17 protein-coding genes are annotated in these 21,636 nt (G+C 65.4%); 5 read left to right on the top strand and 12 right to left on the bottom strand.

The genetic code is table 11. The features are described from left to right. Genes ASD14_RS08950 through ASD14_RS08940 form a run of 3 tightly spaced genes read right to left on the bottom strand, consistent with a single transcriptional unit; the run spans position 1 to position 3,630 of the window. The gene (locus ASD14_RS08950) at positions 1-2,457 is read right to left on the bottom strand and encodes a fimbria/pilus outer membrane usher protein (RefSeq protein WP_056131868.1); all 2,457 of its coding nucleotides are present in this window, start codon (positions 2,455-2,457) and stop codon (positions 1-3) included. After that, complete coding sequence (locus tag ASD14_RS08945; RefSeq protein WP_056131865.1) at positions 2,414-3,127, bottom strand: molecular chaperone; 714 nt, start codon at positions 3,125-3,127, stop codon at positions 2,414-2,416. Before ASD14_RS08945 ends, ASD14_RS08950 begins: the two co-directional genes overlap by 44 nt. Next, on the bottom strand, positions 3,127-3,630 hold the full coding sequence (locus ASD14_RS08940; RefSeq protein WP_056131861.1) for a spore coat U domain-containing protein: 504 nt from the start codon (positions 3,628-3,630) through the stop codon (positions 3,127-3,129). Before ASD14_RS08940 ends, ASD14_RS08945 begins: the two co-directional genes overlap by 1 nt. Positions 3,631-3,962: 332 nt before the next feature. On the opposite strand from ASD14_RS08940, the gene ASD14_RS08935 reads away from it, so the two are divergent. Then, on the top strand, positions 3,963-5,360 hold the full coding sequence (locus ASD14_RS08935; protein ID WP_056131859.1) for a mannose-1-phosphate guanylyltransferase/mannose-6-phosphate isomerase: 1,398 nt from the start codon (positions 3,963-3,965) through the stop codon (positions 5,358-5,360). A 286-nt stretch (positions 5,361-5,646) separates the two neighbouring features. After that, complete coding sequence (locus ASD14_RS08930) at positions 5,647-7,038, top strand: TIGR03013 family XrtA/PEP-CTERM system glycosyltransferase (RefSeq protein ID WP_235565348.1); 1,392 nt, start codon at positions 5,647-5,649, stop codon at positions 7,036-7,038. A 35-nt stretch (positions 7,039-7,073) separates the two neighbouring features. Here the strand turns inward: ASD14_RS08930 and ASD14_RS08925 are convergent, their stop codons facing one another. After that, positions 7,074-8,000, bottom strand: coding sequence for a glycosyltransferase family A protein (locus ASD14_RS08925; RefSeq protein ID WP_056131853.1), 927 nt, complete (start codon positions 7,998-8,000; stop codon positions 7,074-7,076). Here ASD14_RS08925 and ASD14_RS08920 point away from each other — a divergent pair. Next, on the top strand, positions 7,999-9,054 hold the full coding sequence (locus tag ASD14_RS08920; protein WP_056131849.1) for a polysaccharide deacetylase family protein: 1,056 nt from the start codon (positions 7,999-8,001) through the stop codon (positions 9,052-9,054). The genes ASD14_RS08925 and ASD14_RS08920 overlap by 2 nt on opposite strands. Here the strand turns inward: ASD14_RS08920 and ASD14_RS08915 are convergent. Genes ASD14_RS08915 through ASD14_RS08900 form a run of 4 tightly spaced genes read right to left on the bottom strand, consistent with a single transcriptional unit; the run spans position 9,024 to position 12,828 of the window. Beyond that, on the bottom strand, positions 9,024-10,079 hold the full coding sequence (locus ASD14_RS08915) for a hypothetical protein (RefSeq protein ID WP_056131848.1): 1,056 nt from the start codon (positions 10,077-10,079) through the stop codon (positions 9,024-9,026). The genes ASD14_RS08920 and ASD14_RS08915 overlap by 31 nt on opposite strands. After that, positions 10,076-11,086, bottom strand: coding sequence for an NAD(+) synthase (nadE, locus tag ASD14_RS08910; RefSeq protein ID WP_235565347.1), 1,011 nt, complete (start codon positions 11,084-11,086; stop codon positions 10,076-10,078). The genes ASD14_RS08915 and nadE overlap by 4 nt, the downstream gene beginning before the upstream one ends. Then, a complete protein-coding gene (locus ASD14_RS08905; protein ID WP_056131845.1) occupies positions 11,083-12,573 on the bottom strand; it encodes a class I adenylate-forming enzyme family protein in 1,491 nt (496 codons plus the stop codon). Before ASD14_RS08905 ends, nadE begins: the two co-directional genes overlap by 4 nt. Before the next feature lie 6 nt (positions 12,574-12,579). Next, entirely contained in the window at positions 12,580-12,828 is a 249-nt protein-coding gene (locus ASD14_RS08900; protein ID WP_056131841.1) for an acyl carrier protein, read from the bottom strand. 151 nt (positions 12,829-12,979) lie between these two features. Here ASD14_RS08900 and ASD14_RS08895 point away from each other — a divergent pair, with 151 nt between their 5' ends. Continuing rightward, positions 12,980-14,185, top strand: a complete 1,206-nt coding sequence (locus ASD14_RS08895) for a PQQ-dependent sugar dehydrogenase (RefSeq protein ID WP_200947036.1) — start codon at positions 12,980-12,982, stop codon at positions 14,183-14,185. Here the strand turns inward: ASD14_RS08895 and ASD14_RS08890 are convergent. From ASD14_RS08890 to ASD14_RS08880, 3 genes are all read right to left on the bottom strand, one after another. Next, on the bottom strand, positions 14,175-15,104 hold the full coding sequence (locus ASD14_RS08890) for a class I SAM-dependent methyltransferase (protein WP_056131840.1): 930 nt from the start codon (positions 15,102-15,104) through the stop codon (positions 14,175-14,177). The genes ASD14_RS08895 and ASD14_RS08890 overlap by 11 nt on opposite strands. A gap of 8 nt (positions 15,105-15,112) precedes the next feature. After that, the gene (gene asnB, locus ASD14_RS08885) at positions 15,113-17,089 is read right to left on the bottom strand and encodes an asparagine synthase (glutamine-hydrolyzing) (protein WP_056131837.1); all 1,977 of its coding nucleotides are present in this window, start codon (positions 17,087-17,089) and stop codon (positions 15,113-15,115) included. Positions 17,090-17,151: 62 nt separating this feature from the next. Further along, on the bottom strand, positions 17,152-18,333 hold the full coding sequence (locus ASD14_RS08880; RefSeq protein ID WP_056131835.1) for a glycosyltransferase: 1,182 nt from the start codon (positions 18,331-18,333) through the stop codon (positions 17,152-17,154). A gap of 130 nt (positions 18,334-18,463) precedes the next feature. On the opposite strand from ASD14_RS08880, the gene ASD14_RS08875 reads away from it, so the two are divergent. Then, entirely contained in the window at positions 18,464-19,516 is a 1,053-nt protein-coding gene (locus ASD14_RS08875; protein WP_056131833.1) for an acyltransferase, read from the top strand. A 7-nt stretch (positions 19,517-19,523) separates the two neighbouring features. Here ASD14_RS08875 and ASD14_RS08870 read toward each other — a convergent pair whose 3' ends face one another. Then, entirely contained in the window at positions 19,524-21,617 is a 2,094-nt protein-coding gene (locus ASD14_RS08870) for an NAD-dependent epimerase/dehydratase family protein (protein ID WP_162247690.1), read from the bottom strand. Between the last annotated feature and the right edge of the window lie 19 nt (positions 21,618-21,636).

Below are 21,636 nucleotides of genomic sequence, written 5' to 3'. Positions count from 1 at the left end.
TCATCGGCTCACCCATCCGATCACTTCGCAGGACAACGGGCTTTCCTGCATCTGGTCCCTCGCGGACTGTGGCAGTCGTGGTGTGAAGCGGCAGCGGTAACCCGGCAACTCGGCCTCGATGGAAGCACCTGCCGGCAGGTCTGGCACCCACGCCTGGCCATCGTATGCGACAAGGATTTCCTGCTTGCCGAGCCATGCGGGAGTACCTGCGGGCAGCGGTTTGCCGTCGCGATCGAGCAGGGTCACCGTGGCCGGATGCAGTCGGTGGATGTCGAAGCGAAGGCGCACCGCACCCTCGTCCGCAGGGGTGGCGAATTGTTCGACATCGGTTATTAGATATTCGTAGCCGAGCACATCGGGATCGATGGCGATGCGGTTGCGCTGCCAGCCGCGCGCTTCGGGGAGGAGCAGGAAGCCATTCCTGTCGGTCACGCCGAACACGCGGTTCTCCACCAGCACGGGCACGCCCGGCGTCCCATTGGCATCGACGAGGACCATCGCATCGCCTACGCGCCGCGTGGCGAACGCATGCTCGCCCATCCAGACCAGGGTGCCGCCCGCCTGCCCGAATATGCCGGTACGGCCATTCGCGTGATCCATGCCGATGAGGCCCTCGCCCAGGGATCCGCGCAGGCTCAACGAAGCCTGGCCGAATTCGCCACCACCACGACGGCCACCCTGCAGATCCCAGCCCCAGCCGCCGGCATACGGCGCGTCGCGGCGAAGGTCGGCGATGAAGTCGGTGTCGCCGCCTTCGGAATGGTTTGCGTAGGTGCTCAGGCTGCGGTCCGCACCCAGGGGAACCGACATCGTGAGGCTCAGGCCATAGCCGGTCGTCGCGCTGTCGAACGCCGAAGCCGACAGCGAGAACTGACGATAACTCTGGGACCAGGACACGCTGTGCAGCCGGTCGTCGCGACCGGTGCTGCTGCGCGAACGCAGCCATGTGTAGCCAAGGCTGCCACGGCTGAACTGCGTCCAGCCGGAGACGCGATCCAGTGCGCGGGGCGCGGAAGCCGGTCCACCCGGATCCAGCGCGTCGCCCAGGTCGCGCAGCTCCTGGCTGCGCCGCTCGCTCTGCAGGTCGATGCCCACGCTGCGGTTGTTCCACTGATAGCCCGCGCGACGCAGGGAACCATCGCTGTCTCCGCTACCTACGGCATACGCAAGGTTGAACACGCCGTAGCGCGCCGCCGGTGACCACACGGCACCGAGGCCGGTAAGCGCCAATCCCGCACCGCCTTCGACATGGCCTTCCAGCGTGAGGCTGTCGGTGATCCCGCGGCGCGCACTCGCACTGCCAAGCCAGTCGTTGCCGTAGCGATCGCTGCCACCGCCGTAGCCTTCGCGCAGGCGGCCGGCTTCGAAACTGAAATCAGTCAGGCCGGGGGCGAGGCGCTGGTAGTCCACGTACAGTGGAACCGTGGTCTGAGTTACGCGGCCGAGCGCATCGGTGAGTACGACGGTGACGTCGCCGGCGCCACTGATGCGGGGAAACTGTTCGATCACGAACGGCCCGTCGTTCACTTCGGTTCCGAACTGGCGAACGTTGTCGACCAGCAACTCGACCGCGGACGGCACCGTGGCCTGTCCGGAAAAACGCGGCACGGGGTAAGTGACCAGATCGGGACGGGTGCCGAAGTTGCGGCGGTACTGCACGCCGCCCAACCGCACCGGACGCGTCCACGCCAGACCGCCACTGGTCAGGTCACCCACGGTGCTGGTCGTCATGCGATTGGAATCGCTGTAGCTCCAGTGCGTGTCCAGGCGTTCCCATGCGGTGTCGTCGTCGCCACCGCGACTCACGCCGCTGACTTCCAGAGCACCGAGACGCCCGAACCACCGCCAGCGGCTTGCAACCGATAGCAGGTCCGAGTCTTCGACATGGCGGCCATAGGCTTCCCAGCCCAGCAGTGCGCCGGTATCGCGCGTAACGGTCACCGGATCCGGAATCCGGTAGCCCAGGTTCTGGCTGGGGCGAAGTGCCGGCGGCACGCTGAGCACGAGTCGTTGCTCGGCGGCGTCGTAACGGTGCTGCAGGCCGGGTATCGAGTCGAGCGGTACCCATCCGTCCGCACCCGGCTGCAAGGGCTGCGGCGGGACCACGTCCAGTGCGGTGAGGCCCTGTGGCGTGATGTAGAGGCGTCCGCCACGCCGGCGCAATTCCACGAGGCGCCCGGCGGGACGTTCGTCGAAATAGACATCGAGATAGAGCGGCGTGCCTCCGTCCGGATCGGCCGCCTCGGCCATTTCGAAATCGTGCGCGCTCGCACCGAACGCGGACAAATCGAGCGCTGCGAGCGAGACGCCCGAGCCACCGTGCTCGCTCTCGGCATCGGCGCCTGCGCTGTCGGCAACGGCGCACCAGCCCGGGGCCGACGCGATCGCCAGCCACACGCCGAGCGTCAGTCGCCTACGGCGCTGAGCGCTCGACCGCGACTTCGAGATCGGAAGCATTGTCGATCTTCGTTCTGAGGCGCAGTCCGTTGCCGAGGGTCGCGAGGCGATCGGCGGAGAGCGTCCAGCGCCGGGTCGAGCGGGGCAGCACGTAACCGAACAGGCCACTGGTGAGTTCCACCGCGTGGCCTGCCGCGTCGACGAGACGGGTCGCGCCGAGCTTGCATGCACGTCCGCCTGCGTTGAGGCAGGTCAGCGTGTCTGTGCCCAGGCGGCAGCTCAGCTGCGCAGGCGCGGCATCGGCAGAGCGATCGAACAACGGCAGTACGAAGCGCATGCGGAAACCCACCGCCACGCTCGCATCCTGTGGAGTGAGCGGTACCTCTTCTGCCACTACGCGGTAGGTGGCATCACGACCGGTCGGCGCTGGTCCCTGCCGCACGATGCGCACGACCTGTTCCTCACCGGGCGCGACGCGCACGATCGGCGGACTGAGCACCATGTCATGGGTCTCATCCAGGCGATCTTCGCCCTCCGGTTGCGACCAGCCATACACGCGCACCTGGGCACCAACGGGAGCATCCCCACTGTTGCGCAGCACCAGCCGCGTGGCACGCGCACCCGCGGACAGCTCGACGCGGGTCGAGCCGACCTGAAGGTGTCCGCCTGCCATCGCAACCGGTGCCACCGCGGCCAGCAGGGCCGCGGAAGCGAACCGGCGTACGTTCATTAGAACGTGGCCGTTGCCGTGATCGTCGAGCTGTAGGTGCCTTCGGGCTTGCCGGTCTGTCCACCGAGCACGCGCGAATAGACCGTAAGCGCATTGGGAGTGCCACCACCCGTGGACGTTCCGACCAGGGCGGGCGCGCCGGCAGAGCCGTCACCCCACACAGTGGTATGAGCAGCATCGCTGTACACGTTGAAGTTCAGCGTATTGACGCCATTGGCCAAGGTGCGCGTGCCGTACGTGCCACCGCCGGTGCCGACATTCAGCGCGATGCTGTAGGTGTCGGCAAAGCTGCAGGTGATGTTGTCGCCGGCGCTGGCCGCATCGTTATTGCTCGCCAGCGTGGTCACGGTGCCGTGGTTGATGTTGTTGAAGGTGATTTCGCAGTCGTTTTCCAGCGTGATCGAGACCTCGAAATCACGCGTCTGCGGACTCGGACCGGCGAACGCCGCGGAACTTGCAAACGCAAGCGCGGCAACAGCAATCGTGTTGCGGACCAGCTTCATGGTTTTCCCCTGTCGCCCATTCGGGCTGTATTTGTTGGGTGTTCGGCAAAAAGGCCGGCCCGTTGCAATGGGCGGGCGCAATGTACCTAAGTGCGCGCACCGTCACAATTAGCAAAATGCGTCATGGGGCGACAAATTGCGCAAAGGCGAGTGACAAAAAACCGTCATTACAAAGATGAATGGTTCACTTTCCGCCCGGAGGCACGCGCGTGGCCGCCCTTCCGGACGTCTGGGGCGGGCGCTATGAGATTCCGGACCGGGTACTTCACAATCAAAGGCGGCCATGTGGCTTGGTTCCGCCGCTCGCCGTCTCCCGTCACCTTGAGCCCCGCATGATCCCAGTCATCCTTTCGGGCGGTTCAGGCACCCGCCTGTGGCCGCTCTCGCGCGAAGCCTTCCCCAAGCAGTTCCTCAGCCTTCTCGGCGAGCACTCCCTGCTGCAGGCGACCTGGGATCGCATCGCGCCGTTGGCGACGTCGGCACCGCTGGTGGTGGCCAATGAGGAACACCGCTTCATGGTCGCCGAGCAGTTGCGTGAAGCGGACTGCACGCCGGCGGGCATCCTGCTCGAACCCGTGGGGCGCAACACCGCACCGGCGATCGCGATTGCCGCACTGGAGGCTCGGCGCGGCGGCAGCGACCCGCTGCTGCTCGTGCTGCCATCCGACCACGTGATCGCCGATGCCGAAGGCTTCCGCCATGCAGTGCGCGCCGCCACGAGCGCTGCGCAGTCCGGCCAGCTGGTTACCTTCGGGATCGTGCCTTCGTCTCCCGAGACGGGCTACGGTTACATCCGCGCGCAGGCAGGCGACGGTGTTCGCCCGGTCGCGCAGTTTGTCGAGAAGCCGGACGCCGAAACCGCATCGCGTTATGTCGCCAGCGGCGACTATTTCTGGAACAGCGGCATGTTCCTGTTCCGCGCGTCGGTGTATCTCGCCGAACTCGAACGGCACCGTCCCGAAATGCTGGCGGCATGCGACGAAGCACTGGCGAAGGCGAAGCGCGATGCCGACTTCATCCGCCTGGACAAGGACGCGTTCGCAGCGTCCCCGTCGGATTCGATCGACTACGCGGTGATGGAAAAGACGGCGCACGCCGCGGTGCTGCCGATCTCGGTCGGCTGGAACGATGTCGGCAGCTGGTCGGCCTTGTGGGAAGTCGCCGAGCAGGACGGCAACGGCAACGCGCATCACGGCGACGTCATTGCGCAGGACTGCCGCGACACCCTGGCGTGGGGTAACGGCCGGCTGGTTGCGCTGCTCGGGCTGGAGAACGTCGTGGTCGTCGACACCGACGACGCAGTGCTGGTCGCGCACAAGGACCACGTGCAGGACGTCAAAGGCATCGTCGCCGAGCTGAAGAAGCGCGAACGCCCCGAACCGACCTGGCACCGCAAGGTCTACCGCCCATGGGGCAGCTATGACTCCATCGACATGGGCGAACGCTTCCAGGTCAAGCGCATCACGGTGAAGCCGGGCGCCGCGCTGAGCCTGCAGATGCACCACCACCGCGCCGAACACTGGATCGTCGTCAGCGGTACCGGCCGCATTACCCGTGGCGACGAAACGATCATCCTTTCGGAAAACCAGAGCACCTACATTCCGCTGGGAGTGAAGCACCGCCTCGAGAATCCCGGTGTCATGCCGCTGGAACTGATCGAGGTGCAGTCGGGGAGCTATCTCGGTGAGGACGACATCGTCCGCTTCGAGGACGTGTACGGGCGCGACTGAGCGTGGCCCGAATGCACTACTGACAGCCGGGCGATTGCAGAACAGCACGCTGGTAGCCGACACCCCCAGGTGGGGGACAGTTGAGTTCTTGGTGGTGCCAGCACGATCAGCTGCGTGGTAATCCAGTCAGTTCCTGCCGCCGCGATGGCCGCCGTCGGTGCACGTTGCCGTTTCCCTTGCTACCAAGGCTTTCAGGCAAATCGACAGGGGGCTGTATGTCGTGCCAATTCCACCCGCTGCAGGCGGGGCTCGCACGCGAGCGCCTGCTATTTGGGCGCACGCGGCCGTGAAGGGGCGATTCGAGCGCCTGCGGCGCCCCATGACGGTGCTGTGGTACGTCGATCTCGCGGTCATCGTGCTGGCGGTAATCGGTGCGGCGAACCTGCGTTTTTCGGGAGATCCCGAGGGACACATGGCTTTCCTGCAGAACGCCACCGGGCGCGCCCTGCTGGTGGGGCTGGCGCTCACTGGCTCGATGGCCATGTTTGGCCTGTACCAGGGGCATCTGCGCCCGCGCACCACCGACCTCGTGTTGCGGATCCTGCTGGCGTTTGCGTTCGGCTCGGGCGCACTGCTGGTGCTGTACTACGCGTTTCCCCCGGCCTATATCGGCCGAGGAGTGCTGGCGATTGCGCTCCTGCTTTCGCTGGTCAGTGCGGTCGTTACCCGGCTTACGGCCGGGCGGCTGTTCGAGGGCGATGCATTCAAGCGGCGTGTCCTCGTGCTCGGGGCGGGTGTTAACGCCGACATCATCAACGACCGCTTGCGCCGCCGCAGCGATCGGGCCGGGTTCACCCTGGTCGGATTCGTGCCCTTGCCCGGGCAGAAAGTATTGGTCGACCACAACATGCTGGTCCAACCGATCAATGGAATCGTTTCCCTGGCCGAAGAACTGAACGTCGCCGAGCTCGTGGTGGCGCTCGACGAACGGCGGGGCGCGCTCCCGATGGAAGAGATGCTCATCTGCGCGCAACGCGGGCTGCGCGTCACCGACCTTTCGTCCTTCTTCGAGCGAGAGGCGGGAATGGTCAGCCTGAGCGTGTCCGATCCTTCGTGGCTGGTGTTTTCAGGCGGCTTCGATCATTCGCTGCCGCGGCGCCTGAGCAAGCGGTTCTTCGACGTGGTCGCCGCGATGTCGCTGCTGTTGCTTTCGTGGCCGGTGATGATGCTCGTGGCGCTGTGCGTGAAGCTGGAATCCCCCGGGCCCGTGCTGTACCGGCAGGTGCGCGTGGGGGAGCTCGGCCAGGAGTTCGAACTGGTGAAGTTTCGCAGCATGCGCGTGGATGCCGAAGCCGATGGCGTTGCACGCTGGGCCAGCATGCAGGACGACCGCAGCACGCGGGTGGGAGGCTTCATCCGCAAGACGCGGCTGGATGAATTACCCCAGCTCTTCAACGTGCTCCGTGGTGAAATGAGTTTCGTCGGCCCCCGCCCGGAACGGCCGCAGTTCGTCGACATGCTTGCGCGACAGGTCCGTTATTACAACGTGCGGCACAGCATCAAGCCGGGGCTGACGGGATGGGCGCAGGTGCGGTATCCGTACGGAGCTTCCGTAGTCGATGCGGAGGAGAAGCTCAAATTCGACCTGTTCTATGTCAAGAACCACGGGCTTCTGCTGGATACGTTGATCCTGTTGCAGACGATCGAAGTCGTGCTGTTCCAGAGAGGCGGACGCTGAGGCGCGAGGTTGCAGTGAGTGGTCATTCGATGTGGTCAACGACGCAGCAATCGGCTGAACGTGCGCCGCGCGGCAAAGGGAAAAAGCGCGGCTACGCCGCGACGGACATCCGGATGGGAGCTCGTGCGCCAGGCTTTCGTGGCCAGTTCCATCGCATCACGCCAGCGCCAGCGGATGAGCATGCCCCGTGCGTTGCGCACGTACGCGGCGCCCAGTGCGTGGAATCGCTCGGAATCGGCCACCGCGCCCTGGGCCTGCTCCACGGCTTGCTCCATCACTGCGACGTAATCGTCATAGGTGGACGACGTTGCCGACAGGCCCTCATGTCCTCGCACGGCACTGGCCAGCACCTCGTCGACTACGCCGATGCGCCAGCGCGCGGCGATGCGCAGGTGATATTCGATGTCCTCGGCCGTGCGCAGGCGCTCATCGAAGCCGCCGACATCCTCGAACACTTCGCGGCGCATCATCGCCGACACCGGCGCCAGGGCAGGGTTGTGCAGGAGCCATCGCAGGACCCACCCATCCGAGGGGAGCACGTCACGGCGATGGAAGACATCGATGCGGCGGAGGGCATCGTCCGTACGCTCGACATCGCACAGGACCATGCCGTGATCGGGATGCCCCGCGAGCCAATCGGCCTGGCGCTGTGTCTTGTCGGGCAGCCATGTGTCATCGCTGTCGAGGAAGGCGAAGAAGTCGCCACGCGCCAGGCGCATGCCGTGATTGCGTGCCGAGGACACTCCGGCGTTGGCTTGCCACGCGTACCGCAGTCTGTCGCCGAAGAGCCCTGCAAAGCGCTCGCGCAACATGTCACCGGTATCGTCGGTGGAACCGTCGTCGATCACGATGACTTCATCCGGCTGGCGCGTTTGCGCGAGCACCGACTCGAGCGCGCGCGACAGGATCGCGCTGCGGTTGTACGTCGGTATGATCGCCGACACCAGGAAGGGTTGCGTCATGCTCGCTGATCTCGCCAAGAGGCTGCTTTACGCCAGTGGTGCACTCGGGTTGTACCACTCAATACGCAATCGCAACCAGCTTACGGTCGTGATGTTCCATCGCGTGCTCGACCCGGCCGATCCACGCTGGAAAAGCTGCGATCCCGACTACACCCTGCCGGTCGATCTCTTCATCCGTTCGCTGGAATTCTTCCGCCGCCACTACAACGTCGTCGCCATGGAGGACGTGCTTGCGGCACGCCGCGGCCTGAAGGGATTGCCCCCACGCCCGTTGCTGATCACCTTCGACGACGGCTGGGCGGACAACGCCGATTTCGCCTTGCCACAGCTGCACAGGCAAGGGCTGCCGGCGTTGATGTTCGTCGTGGCCGATGCGGTCGGCGCCCGCCAGCCCTTCTACCAGGAACGCATTTTTTCGGCATGGCGCCGCGGAACGTTGCGGGTATCCACGCTGCGCGAGGAACTGCGCGCGCTGGGTGCAGATGTCGGTGCGCCCGCCAACGAGGAAGAGGCGGCGTTGCGCAGGCTGATTGGGGCCGTGGAAGAACTGGAGCCTCAGGTCCGTGCAAACTTGCTGGAACGGGTCGCTGGCTGCCTGGACGACGAGCTGCGTCACATGGTCGACAGCAATGACCTTCGCCGCCTGTTGGACCATGGCATAGGGCTGGGCTTGCACGGACGGACGCACACGCCGATGACGCGCGCGCTCGATCTCGACGACGAACTGTCCGGTGCACGCACCACGTTGGCCAAACGGCTGGAGCCGGAGATCCTGGCAGGCGAAACGATGTCGTTTCCGCATGGGGCGCATGACGCCAACATCGCCCGGCGCGCGCGTGAAGCAGGCTACGAGCTCGTGTTCACCAGCGTGCCCGCGCTCAATCCGGTGCGTCCAACCGTGGGATGGTTGCTCGGCCGCACTGGATTCGAGGCGGAGACCATCCGCGATGCGAAAGGCCGGTTCCGGCCCGATTGGCTGGCCCTGTACCTGTTCCGCAAGCCCCGCCTGAGCCTAGCGCCGGATTACTCGTCCTCGTCAGCGGACGTGAGATAGAGGTCTTCCGCGCAGACGGACTCCGCATCGTTGCTGCACAGACCGAACACCGGACGTTTTCCCCGTGCCGAGAAGCCCCTGGATATCCAGCTGTCAATGCGGCTGGGGCGCGCAGCGATTTCGACCGATACGGAGGCGTGGCCCGCGCGGTACGCAGCGTGCACCAGCGCATCGATGTAATGCCTTCCCACGCCGCGGTCTGCATCGTCCGACCAGAAGTCGCGTACGAACAAGGCATCGCCTTCGACTTGCGTGGCGAACCAGGCCAGTAGCGCGTCATCACCGGGGCGTGTGATCAGCAGGTAACGCGTGCGTGCGACAGGCGACTGGTCGAAACGCCAGCGCACGTGCCGTGTGTCGCGGATGGCAGTAAGCCCATCTTCCGGTGCGGAGGTGCCCCATAGCGCGTCCATGCGCTCGTCCGCCACGTCGCTCCACGCCATCCTCGTTGCCGGTTGCATTGCCCGCCGCAGCCTGTCGCGCGTTTGCGTGGCCGCATCGAGCAGCCAGGCGGCAAGGGGTGCCAGCACGGCAGGCAGGCGTCGGCGCACATAGTGGGAATACCGCAACACCCGCGCGTAGCGAACGATGTCGCCCCAGTGCCGGTAGCCGATGCGTTTGAACACGGCCGCTGCCTTGGGGTTGGGGAACCCGTAAAGCACATCCAGTTCGCGGCGCCCGGCATCGACGATGCATTGCTGCAGCATCATGGCCGGCCCCAGCGTGCGGTGCGCCGGCGTTACGGCAAGGTCGACCATGACACCGCCCTGGATGTTCCTGCCATGCAGAAGCATCCGGCGCCGCCCTGCGGCGCAGGCCCCGGCCCACGATCCATCGGGCTCATGGCGCAGCAGCCTGAGCAGCGGCGGCTCGCCGGGCGCGCCGAGATAGAACCAGTCGTACTTCGCACGCATGCGTTCCGACTCGCCCAGGTTGCCGTGCCAGATCGCCAGCACGGTGTCGCGGTCGCGAACCACGTCGCCATCATGGATGGCGTAAACCGGCGGCTGCGCCACCGCACTCATGCGTGCGCCAGTTCTGCTACCGGTTCCACCAGGATCGGCGACGCGTGCAGGTAGCGCGTGGTTCGGCGCTTGTTGGCGATGTCGTCGTAAACGGCCTGTGCCTGTTCCGGCGTGATGTCGAGTTCCTGGGCCAGCCGCCCGGCGGGCACGCCGTGGTTGAGTGCCCATAGCGCCAGGTCCATGTCGCGGAAGGGAAGGGCGAAGTAGAACTCGTCCTGCCCCTGCGCAAGGCTGTAGGTGTCGGTGGTCGGCTCGGCCGCGCACACGCGCTCGGGCAGCCCCAGCCATCGCGCCATTCCGTACACCTGCGATTTGTACAGGTGGGCGATGGGTTTCACGTCCGCGGACCCGTCGCCGTTCTTGACGAAGAAGCCCTGGTCGTACTCCAGGCGATTGGGCGTGCCGACCACGGCGTAGTTGAGGCGGTCGGCGTGGAAATATTCGAGCGTCTTGCGGATGCGTTGCTTGAAATTAGTGGCCGCGACGATGGTGAGGTAGTCATCCAGCGCCAGATCGCGTTCCACCAGTTCGCCGGCAGGCGAGCACGCGATCAGGCGGAAGCGGTTGAAACGCCCCTGGATACCGCCATCGATCACGATCTTGAATTTCCATCCCTCTCCATAGGCAGGCAGCGCGCGACGAACCGAGGCATCGCGCGCGCGGTAGCAGCCGATCGCCTCGAGCGCCGGGGCGATGTCGATCGTTTCCGTGAGCACGCCCAGGTGTTCGGCCAGCAGGCGGGCGCGAACGGCGCTGTCGTCGGACGAATCGCGCTCGGGCAGGATCAGGGTGAACACACGCTCCGGCCCAAGAGCGCGTACCGCGAGCGCGCAGCTGACGGAGCTGTCGATGCCGCCGGAGATTGCCACCACCAGCCCGCGTCGATGCAACTGACGCGCGGTGATTTCGCGCAGGCGTGCGCAGATTCGATCGGCCATGGCTTCGTAGTCGAGATCGAGCACGCTTCGGCCAAACACGGCCTGGGTATTTCCGCTTCCGTCAGTCACGAGGTTTCCGCTTCCGTCAATTGCACGCGCCGGACTTTTCCGGAAGCCGTGCGGGGGAGGGCGCCGATGAACTCAACGTGCTTCGGCACCTTGTAGGGAGCAAGACGCGCGCGGCAATGCGCGCGGATGCGGTCTGCGCCGCGTGGCTGTTCCTGGGCCACGACCACGAATGCTTTGACGACCTGCCCCAGCACGTCGTCGTCGATCCCGACGACCGCGGTCTCGATCACCCACGGCAGCTCGGTGATGGCCTCTTCCACGTCGGCGGGATTCACGCGATGCGCACCGGTCTTGATCATGTCGCTCCGCCGGCCGTCCAGGTACAGGTAACTCTCGGCATCCAGATGGCCGAGGTCGCCGGTATGGAGCCAGCCATCCCGAAGAACAGCGGCCGTTGCTTCAGAATTGTTCCAGTAACCCAGCATGACGTTCGGGCCGCGTGCGCAGACCTCGCCCGTTTCCCCGGGGTTGGCCCAGCTTCCGTCGTCGCGGCAGATGCGGATCTCCACGTCGCGCAACGCGCGCCCGACCGAACCGACCCGTTCGTCGATAAGCTCCGGCGGCAGATAGGTGAGACGCGAGGTCGCTTCGGTCTGGCCGTACATGAGGAACAGGCGAACGTGCGGGAGTGCGTCGCGCAAGCGCCCCACAAGCCTGGCGGGCATCGCACCACCGGCCTGCGTGAGATAGCGCAGCGAAGGCATGGCCTGTTCGGACAACGGCACGTGTTCGAGCAGCAGCGCGTAGGTGGAGGGAACGCCGCAGAAGCCGGTGATGGATTCGGCCTTCAGTGCCTGGGCCACCAGGTGCGGGAACGCCAGGCTGGGCGCGAGCACGATGCGCGCGCCGGTGAGCAGGTGCGTGTGCAGCACCGAAGCGCCGTAGGCGTAGTAGAACGGCAACACGTCGAGCACGCTGTCGTCGGCCGTCAGCTGCAGATAATCGATCACCGCCTCTGCGTTGGCGAGCAGGTTCGCGTGACTGAGCATCACACCCTTTGGTGCCCCCGTCGTACCCGAGGTGTACAGGAGCATGGCGAGCGAATCCGGCGCGGGTTCCTCGCCTTGCGGGAAGCTGGCTTGCGCATAACCGGTGTTGTCATCGAGCGGCAGCGATTGCGTGGCTCCCTCGAAGGCCCGCAGTGCATCCTCGATATCGCCAGGACCGCGCTCATGAACCACGATGCGCGCATCGCAGTGTCGCAGCCATGGCACGAAGTCACGGACACGCGCCTGTGCGTTGAGCGGAACCGCGACACCCCCGGCCAGCCAGATGCCGTAGACCGTAACGGCTGCCTCGAGCCGGTTAGGCAGCACGATCGCTACGCGCTCACCTGGCTGCAGGCCACGCGCGCGCAGTGCCGCGGCGCAGGCCATGGCCTGGGCGAAAAATGCGTCATAGCTAGTGCGGCGTGCACCATCGACCATTGCGATCCGGTGGGGATTCGCCACGGCGACCTGTCGCAGGCGCGATAGCAACGTCGCCATGGATCTTCAGCCCGTGCGTTTGCGCGCGACGAAGCCGTCGACGGCCTGGATCGAATCGAAGTTCGCCGGCGTCATTTCCTCGGGCGCGACCCTGATGGCGAAGCTCTCCTCCAGGAACAGGATCAACTCGTGGATGCCGGTCGAATCGATCACGCCGCCGCGGATCAGCGAATCGGCGTCGCCCAAGGCGCCATGGTCTTCGGAAAAAAGAAAATTCTGCAGAACGAACGTCTTGATCTGATGCCGCTGGTCCATGTCCGGTTGTCCCCTGGATGACGTTGACGCGCGCCGGATGCGCGGCTCCACTGCAAAGAACGTGAAGCCGTGTGGCATCAGGACAGCGTCTGTCCGAGTACCGCGGTGGTCTCCGTTAATATCGGCTGCCGACTACGCATGGGGACGCGTTATGCGCTGGACCTGGATGATCTTGCCCGCGCTCTGGCTTGCCGGTTGCCGTGGCGAGGGCGCGCCGGCCAAGGTTGTTTCCACGCCACGCGTGGTGACTGCGCCGGCGCAGCAGGTGCATTCGCGCTCAGGCACCGTGCTCCTCACCGAAATCGCCACCGGCTTCGATCACCCGTGGGCGATTGCGTTCCTGCCCGATAGCTCGATGCTCGTGACCGAACGCCCGGGCCGCCTGCGCGTCATCCGCGATGGACGTGTATCCGAACCGCTGCGGGGCTTGCCCGACATCTTCGTCGATGGCCAGGCCGGACTGCTCGACGTCGCGATCTCGCCGACGTTCAGCCGCGACCGGCTTGTGTACCTGTCGTTCGCAGAACCAAATTTTCGTGGCAACAAGACCGGTACGGCCGTAATGCGCGGACGCTTGGCCGAGGACGCACTCGAAGCGGTGGAAGTCGTCTACCGGCAGGAACCAAAACTATCCAGCGGCACGCACGTCGGATCGCGACTGGTATTCGATGACTCGGGGCACTTGTGGGTGACACAGGGCGAAAACCGCGTTGCTGAAACCGCGCAGCAACTGGACAAGCTGCAGGGCAAGCTGGTGCGCATCTGGCCGGATGGTTCCATCCCGAACGACAACCCGTTTATCGGCCAGGATGCGCGTCCGGAAATCTGGTCGTACGGACACCGCAACATGCAGGGAGCCGCACTGCATCCGGTCACGCGCCAGCTATGGACGACCGAGCACGGGCCGATGGGGGGCGACGAAATCAACATCCCCCGGGCTGGGCGCAACTATGGCTGGCCGGTCGTGACCAACGGCAAGGACTACAGCGGCAGTCCCGTGCCCGGCTCGGTCGGAGCGAGTGCCGACGGAATGGAGCCGCCACACTATGTGTGGACGGTTTCGCCAGGCGTCAGCGGCATGGTGTTCTACACCGCGGACCTGATCCCGCAATGGAAGGGCAACTTGTTCGTCGGTGCGCTGGCCACGCACGAACTCATCCGCCTGGAACTCGATGGGGACGCGGTCGTTGCCGAGGAACGGCTGTTGACTGATCGCAACGAACGCATACGTGATGTGCGCCAGGGGCCGGACGGGGCGCTCTATCTGCTGGTGGATGCGGATGTGCCCGACGGCAAGCTGCTGCGGATCGGCCCGGCGGGTGCCAGGAACAATGCCGTCGAATCCGCTAAGCCGTGATACGTCCGATGAAGTCGACACTGGTGACGCACAACCGCTCGCGGGGGATGTCGGCAAATTCAGGTGCCACCCGCATCGCGCGAAGGCGTGCGAGGTTCTCTTCGCGCGCCGTCGCCGTATCGAGCACGATCTCGAAGCCAGCGGCCGATGCGTCCTCGACGAAGCGATGCGCGCGCAGCCGATTCTGGTACAGGAAGGCGTTGTTCCAGAACGACCATGCGCGGCTGGAATACTGCAGGTAGTGCAATTGGTGCAGCCGGCGGTCGACGTAGGCGTAATGGTCGCCACAGTTCACCGAATGGAACATCAGTCCACCTGGCGCGAGGATGCGGCGTGATTCGGCGTACAACGCCGTGATGACAGCCGGCGGCACATGCTCGAGCACGCTGTTGGAAAACACCATGTCGATGCTGCCGGCAGGCAACCTGGTACGCGTGGCGTCCGCCGGAGCGCGGTAACGCACCACCCCGGAAGTGGCAGCTTCAAGATCGCATGCCGGTTTCTCATGGGAACTGAGCAACGCATAGCGATGGCGCACCTGTTCGATATCGGCACCCGACGTCCTGGCAATGTGCTCGAGGTGGTCGGCCAACAGAGCGATGCAACGTGCGGTGAGTCCCGGCCGCAGGTGCCGGTTGAGATCGAATGTTTCCACGACGCGCGCACCGGCGAGATAACACGCGAGGGGAAAGGTGGGATACCAGCCGGTTCCGATCTCCACGAGGCGCGCGCCGCCGATCGACTGCCCGGCGTTGCGCAGATGACGGATCATGATCGACCAGTCTTCGACCTTGCAGGCGAATTCGCGTTCGAAATCGCGCAGGCCGCCGAAACGGCGCTGCAGTCCGTAGTGCAGCAAGGTGCCACCAGGCAGCACGCCCAGCACCTTTTGCACCACGCCCTTGATTCTCCAGTGCATAACGGACCTCAGGCGCAGGTGTCGAGCACCGGTTCGATTGCGGGAAGATTGCGGACTTCACGCAGGTTGCGGTGCAGCAGCATGGTGGAAAGCATGCCGACGAAGGCCTGGTTGTCGGCGAAGCCCGTGACACGTCCGCTGCGGCACTTGTCCACCAGCCGGCCGACTGCGAGCGGATCGAAAACGCCTGCTTCCCGCAGGCATTCGGGGCTGAGCAGGTCGGCCACGTAATCCAGTGGCACACCGTCGCGGAAAAAACTCTGGCTGTCGGGCGCGCGATAGGGCTGCTTGGTGCGCGCGAGGATGTCGGACGGAAGCAGGTCGGCCAGCGCACGCCGGAGCAGGTACTTTTCCGTCATTCCGCGGATCTTGTAGCTCGGCGGCAGGCGCGAGGCGAATTCGATCAGTCGATGATCGAGATAGGGGAAGCGGCCCTCGATCGAGTTCGCCATTGCGACACGGTCGCCCTGCGCCGCGAGCAGATAACCGGCGAGGAGCGATTTCGCTTCGACGTACTGGTCGCGCGCCAGCGGACTCCACGACATCGTTTCGGGTGGTAGCCGGTCTTCGAAGGCACCCATCGGCTCCCATGCGCCCAGCGCTTCGCGCATGTCCGATGAGAGCAGCGAAAGCGCCCGCTGCGAGGTCCTCCAGCGCGGCACATGCGCGAAGACGGGACTGTGCAGGTATTCCATTCCCTGGCCGAAGAACGACTGCGCGAAGGCTGCGTTGCGCACAGGCGAGTTCTCCACGTACCCGTAAAGACGCTCCAGCAGGCGAGGGCGCCACGTCGAACCCGGCTGCCGCGCCCAGAAGCGGCGCACCTTGGCTTCCTTGAACAGGTCGTAGCCGCCGAAGACTTCATCGGCGCCTTCCCCGGTGAGTACGACCTTGTAGCCGGCCGCCCGCACGGCGCCCGACAGCAGCATCAACGGCACCGGCGCGGTGCGCAGCACCGGAACCTCCGCGTGCCGCACGAAGCGGGGGAATGCATCGCCGATGTCCTGGCGCGTGCACAGCAGCGTGCTGTGCTCCGTGCCCAGGTGTCGCGCCATCTGTTGCTGGTGTGCGCTCTCGTCGAACTCCGCGTCCTCGAACGCCACTGAAAACGTGCGCACGGGTGTGGAGGTGAAGCCCCGCACCAGTGCCACGATTCCCGATGAATCAAGGCCTCCGCTCAGGTAGGCGCCGACGGGTACGTCGGCGCGCAATTGCAGGCGCACGGCGTCGATGAGCAACTCGCGCAGTTCGCCCGCCGCGTGCTCAATGCTGGCGAACTGGCCGGGGGATGTTTCCGCGGCAGGAGGAAACGTCCAGTCCCAGTAACGGCTCAACTGCTCGCGCCCATTGCTTTCGATCGACAGCAGGCAACCGGGCGGAAGACTGCGCACACCCTCGTAGACCGTATCGGGGTCGGCAGGTGCCCAGTACGTGAGGGTCTGTGCCAGCCCGACCGGGTCGAACGAAGCGCATCGGGGCAGCACGGCCTGCACTGCCTTGACCTCGGAGGCGAACCAGGTGCGCGCGCCTTCGCGCGTGTAGAACAACGGGCGAATCCCCGCACGGTCGCGGGCGAGCACCAGGCGCTGCCGCTCCGCGTCCCACAAGGCGATAGCGAACTGACCGTTGAGGTGTTCGACGAACCCATCGCCGTAGCGATCGTACAGATGCACGATCACCTCGGTGTCCGACTGCGTGTAGAAGCGACGGCCTTCGGCTTCCAGTGTTTGTCGCAGTTCGACGTAATTGAATATCTCGCCGTTGAACACGGTCCAGACCGTGCGGCGCGGGTTATGGATCGGCTGGTCGCCCGTGGCCAGGTCGATGATCGACAGCCGCGCATGCGCCAGGCCAACGCCGGGCGCCGCATGGAAGCCATATCCATCCGGGCCGCGATGGGCCAGGGTCCGGATCATCCGATCCAGCAAGGGTCGCGCGCTCTCCGGCGCTACATCGGGTCCGGTGAACCCAGCGATTCCACACACGTTGATCGGCCCCCCGTGGACTAGGCATCCCTCGCGAGCGATAGCGACGCAAGTGAAGTCGCTCAGGTAAACGTTGCGGGCAGGGCGATACGGCCATCGGCTTCGCTAAAAGCATCCATGCATACCTGCAATGTCTCGCGCGCCACTCCGCTCCAGTCGCGGGAGAAGCGCCGGGCGAGCGCTTCCGGATCCCACCCGCGATCCAGCACCTGCCCGAACGCGACGGACAACGCGCGTGGATCGCGTGGAGCGACCAGCACGCCGCAGGACGCATCGACGACTTCTGGAATACCACCTACATGCGTGGCAACGACGGGGCGTCCGGAGGCGAGTGCCTCGACGAGTACATTGGGATGGCCTTCGGAGTAGCTGGGCAGCGTGACCAGATCGGACGCCGCCATCCAGCGAGCGACGATGGATGCATCCATCGCTCCCGGCAGGTGCACGGGTACACCCGCGATGCGCTGCGCGGACTGATCCAGCTCGCCACGCAACGGTCCGTCACCGATGAGGGCGAGTTCCGCGCGCGGATGCTCCTGCGACAGCATCGCGGTCGCTTCGAGCAGCTCCCGCAATCCCTTTTCCTGAACGAGGCGCCCCACGTACACGACGAGCCTGGCGCCTTCGTCGATCCCGAGCTGGCGCCGCGCTTCCGAACGGCTCGCCGGATGGAAGATCGCGGCGTTGCAGCCGTTCGGAATGGTGATCGTGCGATGGGCGTCGGCGCCGTAGCGTTCGATCGCCACGCGGCGCAGGTCTTCGCTTACCACCAGCAAGCGCCGTGCGCGGCGCACCACCTGGGCCGTCAGCACGCGACTCACGGCATCGCGCACGCGAAGGTCCGAACCGCGGGCCCCGGCCACCCAGGGAATGCCAAGCCGGGACGCCGCCCGCATCGCACCGAATGCGTCGGGGTACAGCCAATAGGAGAGCACCACATCCGGGGCGAAGCGCGCCATGGCCTCAGTGATCGCCATGCCGCACAGATGGCCATTGAACGGACGCGACACCATCGGCAATGCCGGATAGCTCACGTATTCGGTGTCGCAGTCCTGCACCTGCTGTGGGAGCGGCGCACGGAACAGGTAGCTGCGTGGTCTCGCCCATCGCGGATAGGTGGCCACGGGGCTGATCACGCGCACGTCGGCGAGGCGCGCGAGCTCGCGCACCGTCTGCAGGATCGGCCGGCCTCGATTGGGCTCGCCGGCGATCGGGAACTGGGAGGTAACGACGAGGATGCGCATCGCGGCCTATGAAGTGGAGCGGGCAGTGCCCGGTTGCCGAGTCGTTTTGCGTTGCCTCATCACAGACGCGTGATTCCAGCGATCCGAACGGGGGGAGAGTTTGTCCAAGACGGCTTCATCGTCGGAAAGAGTGGTCGAGCTCGACGCCCTTCGCGGGCTTGCGGCTCTGGCTGTGGTTGCCTTCCACTACACCACGCATTACCAGGCCATGATCGGCCACACCCGGCCACTGGGCTTCGGCTTCCCGCCGGGCAATTACGGGGTGCAGCTGTTCTTTCTCATCAGCGGCTTCGTCATCTTCATGACGCTGGAGCGCACGCGCACGGCGATGGATTTTGTCGTTTCCCGGTTCTCGCGATTGTTCCCGGCTTACTGGAGCGCAATGGCCATCACCGCCGCGGTGGTCTACACGCTCGGCATGCCGGAGCAGAAACTGCCGCTGCGCGACCTTCTGCTGGACCTCACGATGGTGCAGGAAGTGCTTGGTGCGGAGCATCTGGACGGTTCGTACTGGACGCTGGGCGTGGAGCTGTTCTTCTACGCGCAGATGCTGGGGTGGTTCATGCTTGGCCTGCTGCCGCGCATCCGCTTCATCATTGTCGGATGGCTGTTGTTGGCAGTGGCCTATGGGTTGGCCCGGAAGGCCGGCCTGCACTTCTCGTACTCGGTGCGCGAGGCGCTGATCCTGCAGCACATCCCGTTCTTCGCGATGGGCATACTCTTCTACCGCATCCACTCCCACGCAGGCTCGCACCGCGCCGATGCGATTCTGATCGGCCTTTGCCTGGCAACGATCGGCATTGCCTATGCGCCGGTGTACCTGGTGGTGGGTTCGGCATGCGTGGCGGTCTTCTGGCTGTTCATCACAGGGCGCCTGGCCTGGTTGCGCGCCGCTCCGCTGGCGTATCTGGGAACGATTTCCTATTCGCTATACCTGCTGCACCAGGCCATTGGTTTCGTGTTGATCCATCGCATGGAACGCAACGGCATCGCGCCGCTGGCGGCCGTCGTCATTGCGATCGGAGCGATCTTCATCCTTGCGACCGCGCTGACCTACCTTGTGGAACGCCCGGCATTGCGCTGGATACGTTCCACCTGGCGCCAGCACATCGTGCCGCACGCGTGGTGGCGCGGCTGGATCCTGCCTGATCGCGTTACGCGGTTCCTGAAGTACTTCGGTTGATTGCCGATCAGGCGTCGGCTTCGCGTATGTCGCCGGTGTGACCCTCGACCAACGATGGATGTTCAGTTGTCTCGAAGCCGAAGGTCGCTGCCATGCCGCGCTCCACGCCGACGCGCGGCTGCCAGCCCAGGACGGTTTGCGCAGCGGTGAGGTCGAAGTTTTCCAGCGGACGTAGCGAACGCACGCGATAACGGGTGAGCGGCACCGGACGCCCGAGCACCGCACCGAGCAGCTCAACTGCCGTCGCGAGCAGCATGAAAGACCAGGTCGGGACATGCAGCAGACGAAGACCATCGCCCAATTTGCGACGGCAGGCTGCCAGGTACTGCTTCTGCGTGACAGACTGCGGATCGACGATGTTGAAAACCTTGCCAACCGCAGCGTCGCTGCCAGCGGCCAACAGCATCGCCTCCACAACATCATCCACGTGTACCAGCGGCAATGTCCGCGAAATGGATCCGACGGCGATCCAGCAGCCCGCGATCGACAGCGTGCCGTTGGGCGTGCTGCGCTCGGCGCCAGGTCCGAAGATCTGGCCGGGCCGGAGGATGACGGCGGGCAGCGCGTTGCGCGCGATCGCATCGCGGACGCAGGCTTCGGCAATTCCTTTGGTCTGCGTGTAGGCGCCCCGGCGCTCCGGATATGGCTCCAGGGTAGAGGCCTCGGTTACCGGGCTCGACGGCCTGCGGCCTGCGTGATCGAGCACGCTGAGCGAACTGACGTGCACGAGCCTGGGCGTGGCGTGCTGCAGGCACGCATCGACGATATTGCGCGTCCCCCAGACGGTGCCCGCTTCGAACTCGCGCGGGCCGCCGCGCATCGCTGCGCCAACGTGGAAAACGGTAGCTACGCCGGCGACGGCGTGCCCGACGATTCCAGGATCGCCCAGGTCGCCGACCACCATCTGCACGCCGGGATCCGCAGCAAACGCGGCGACCGGCCTTCTGACCAGCACACGCACTCGCTCGCCTCGCGCACGCAATGCCGTTACCAGGGCACGGCCGAGAAATCCCGCCGCCCCGGTTACCAGTGCGTCGGCTGGCTCCAGCGGTTGCAGGCGGGCAGAAAGCTGATCGCGGCGGAGCCGATCCGGTTCAGCGCAGGCCGGTTCAAGCAATTGTGCGATTCGAAGCGCAGCCTCGCCGCCGAAGGGCGCCGGCTCGCCACGCTGCACCGCATGGGCGAATGCAGCGGCACCGCTGCGGATACCAGGCGAAGGTTTCAGCCTGCCTGTCGCGAAGCGCATTACATTCCAGGGAACCTTGGCCAGCGTCGTTGCAGCATCCAGCATTGCGCCAACCACGATGCCCACGAACTTCGGGCCGGGCAGTGCGCGCCGGATACGGCAGGTCTGCAGGAAGCGATCAGCCTCGATGAGTCCGCGTGTGCCGCGAACGATCAAACGGTTTTCCATCGGGCGCGCGTTCCATGACAGCAACAGGCGTCCAATGCCGCGTTCGCCCGCCACCACCGCCTGCCACTCGTCGAAATGCAGGTTCGGATCGCGTCCGCTGGACTGGAAGGTGACTTGCGGCGGGGCTAGCGCGCCCAACAAGGCCTCGAGCGTATAAAGCCCGTGCACGCCGAGGTCCCGAAAGGGGTAAGAGCCTTGCGTCACCGACGCGGGCAGAAGTCCACCGGCGTAGGGTGGGTACTCGGAATTGCGGATGATGTCGGCTGAAACAACGTCTCCGATGCGACCGTCGCGAACGGCTTGCAGCGCTTGCTGCACGACAGGATCGAGCAGGTCGGAGTGGTTGACGCCGAGTAGCCGGCCGCATTCGCGTGCCTTGGCGATCATCGCCTCGCATTCGGCGACCGAGTCCGCCATCGGCTTTTCGACCAGCACGTGCGCGCCCATTTCGAGCGCCAGCATCGCGAGCCGCGCATGGCTCGCCGGCGGAGTGAGAACGTGCACGATGTCCGGTTGCAATGCCGCCAGCGCACCCGCGTCCCTGAGCGCCTGCCCGCCATGGCGCTTGGCCAGCGCCTGCGCGGCATCGGCGTTGGTATCGCAGATGGCGATGATCTCTACGAAGTCCAGCGCAGCCAGCGCTGCAAGGTGATGCGATGCCACATAGCCAGCACCGATCACCGCCACGCGCAACTTGTTTCCACCG

The organism is Lysobacter sp. Root494 (assembly GCF_001427225.1).
Classification (GTDB): Bacteria; Pseudomonadota; Gammaproteobacteria; order Xanthomonadales; family Xanthomonadaceae; genus Agrilutibacter.
Note: the sequence above shows the minus strand (reverse complement) of the source record. Positions and strands in the feature narration are given on the sequence as shown.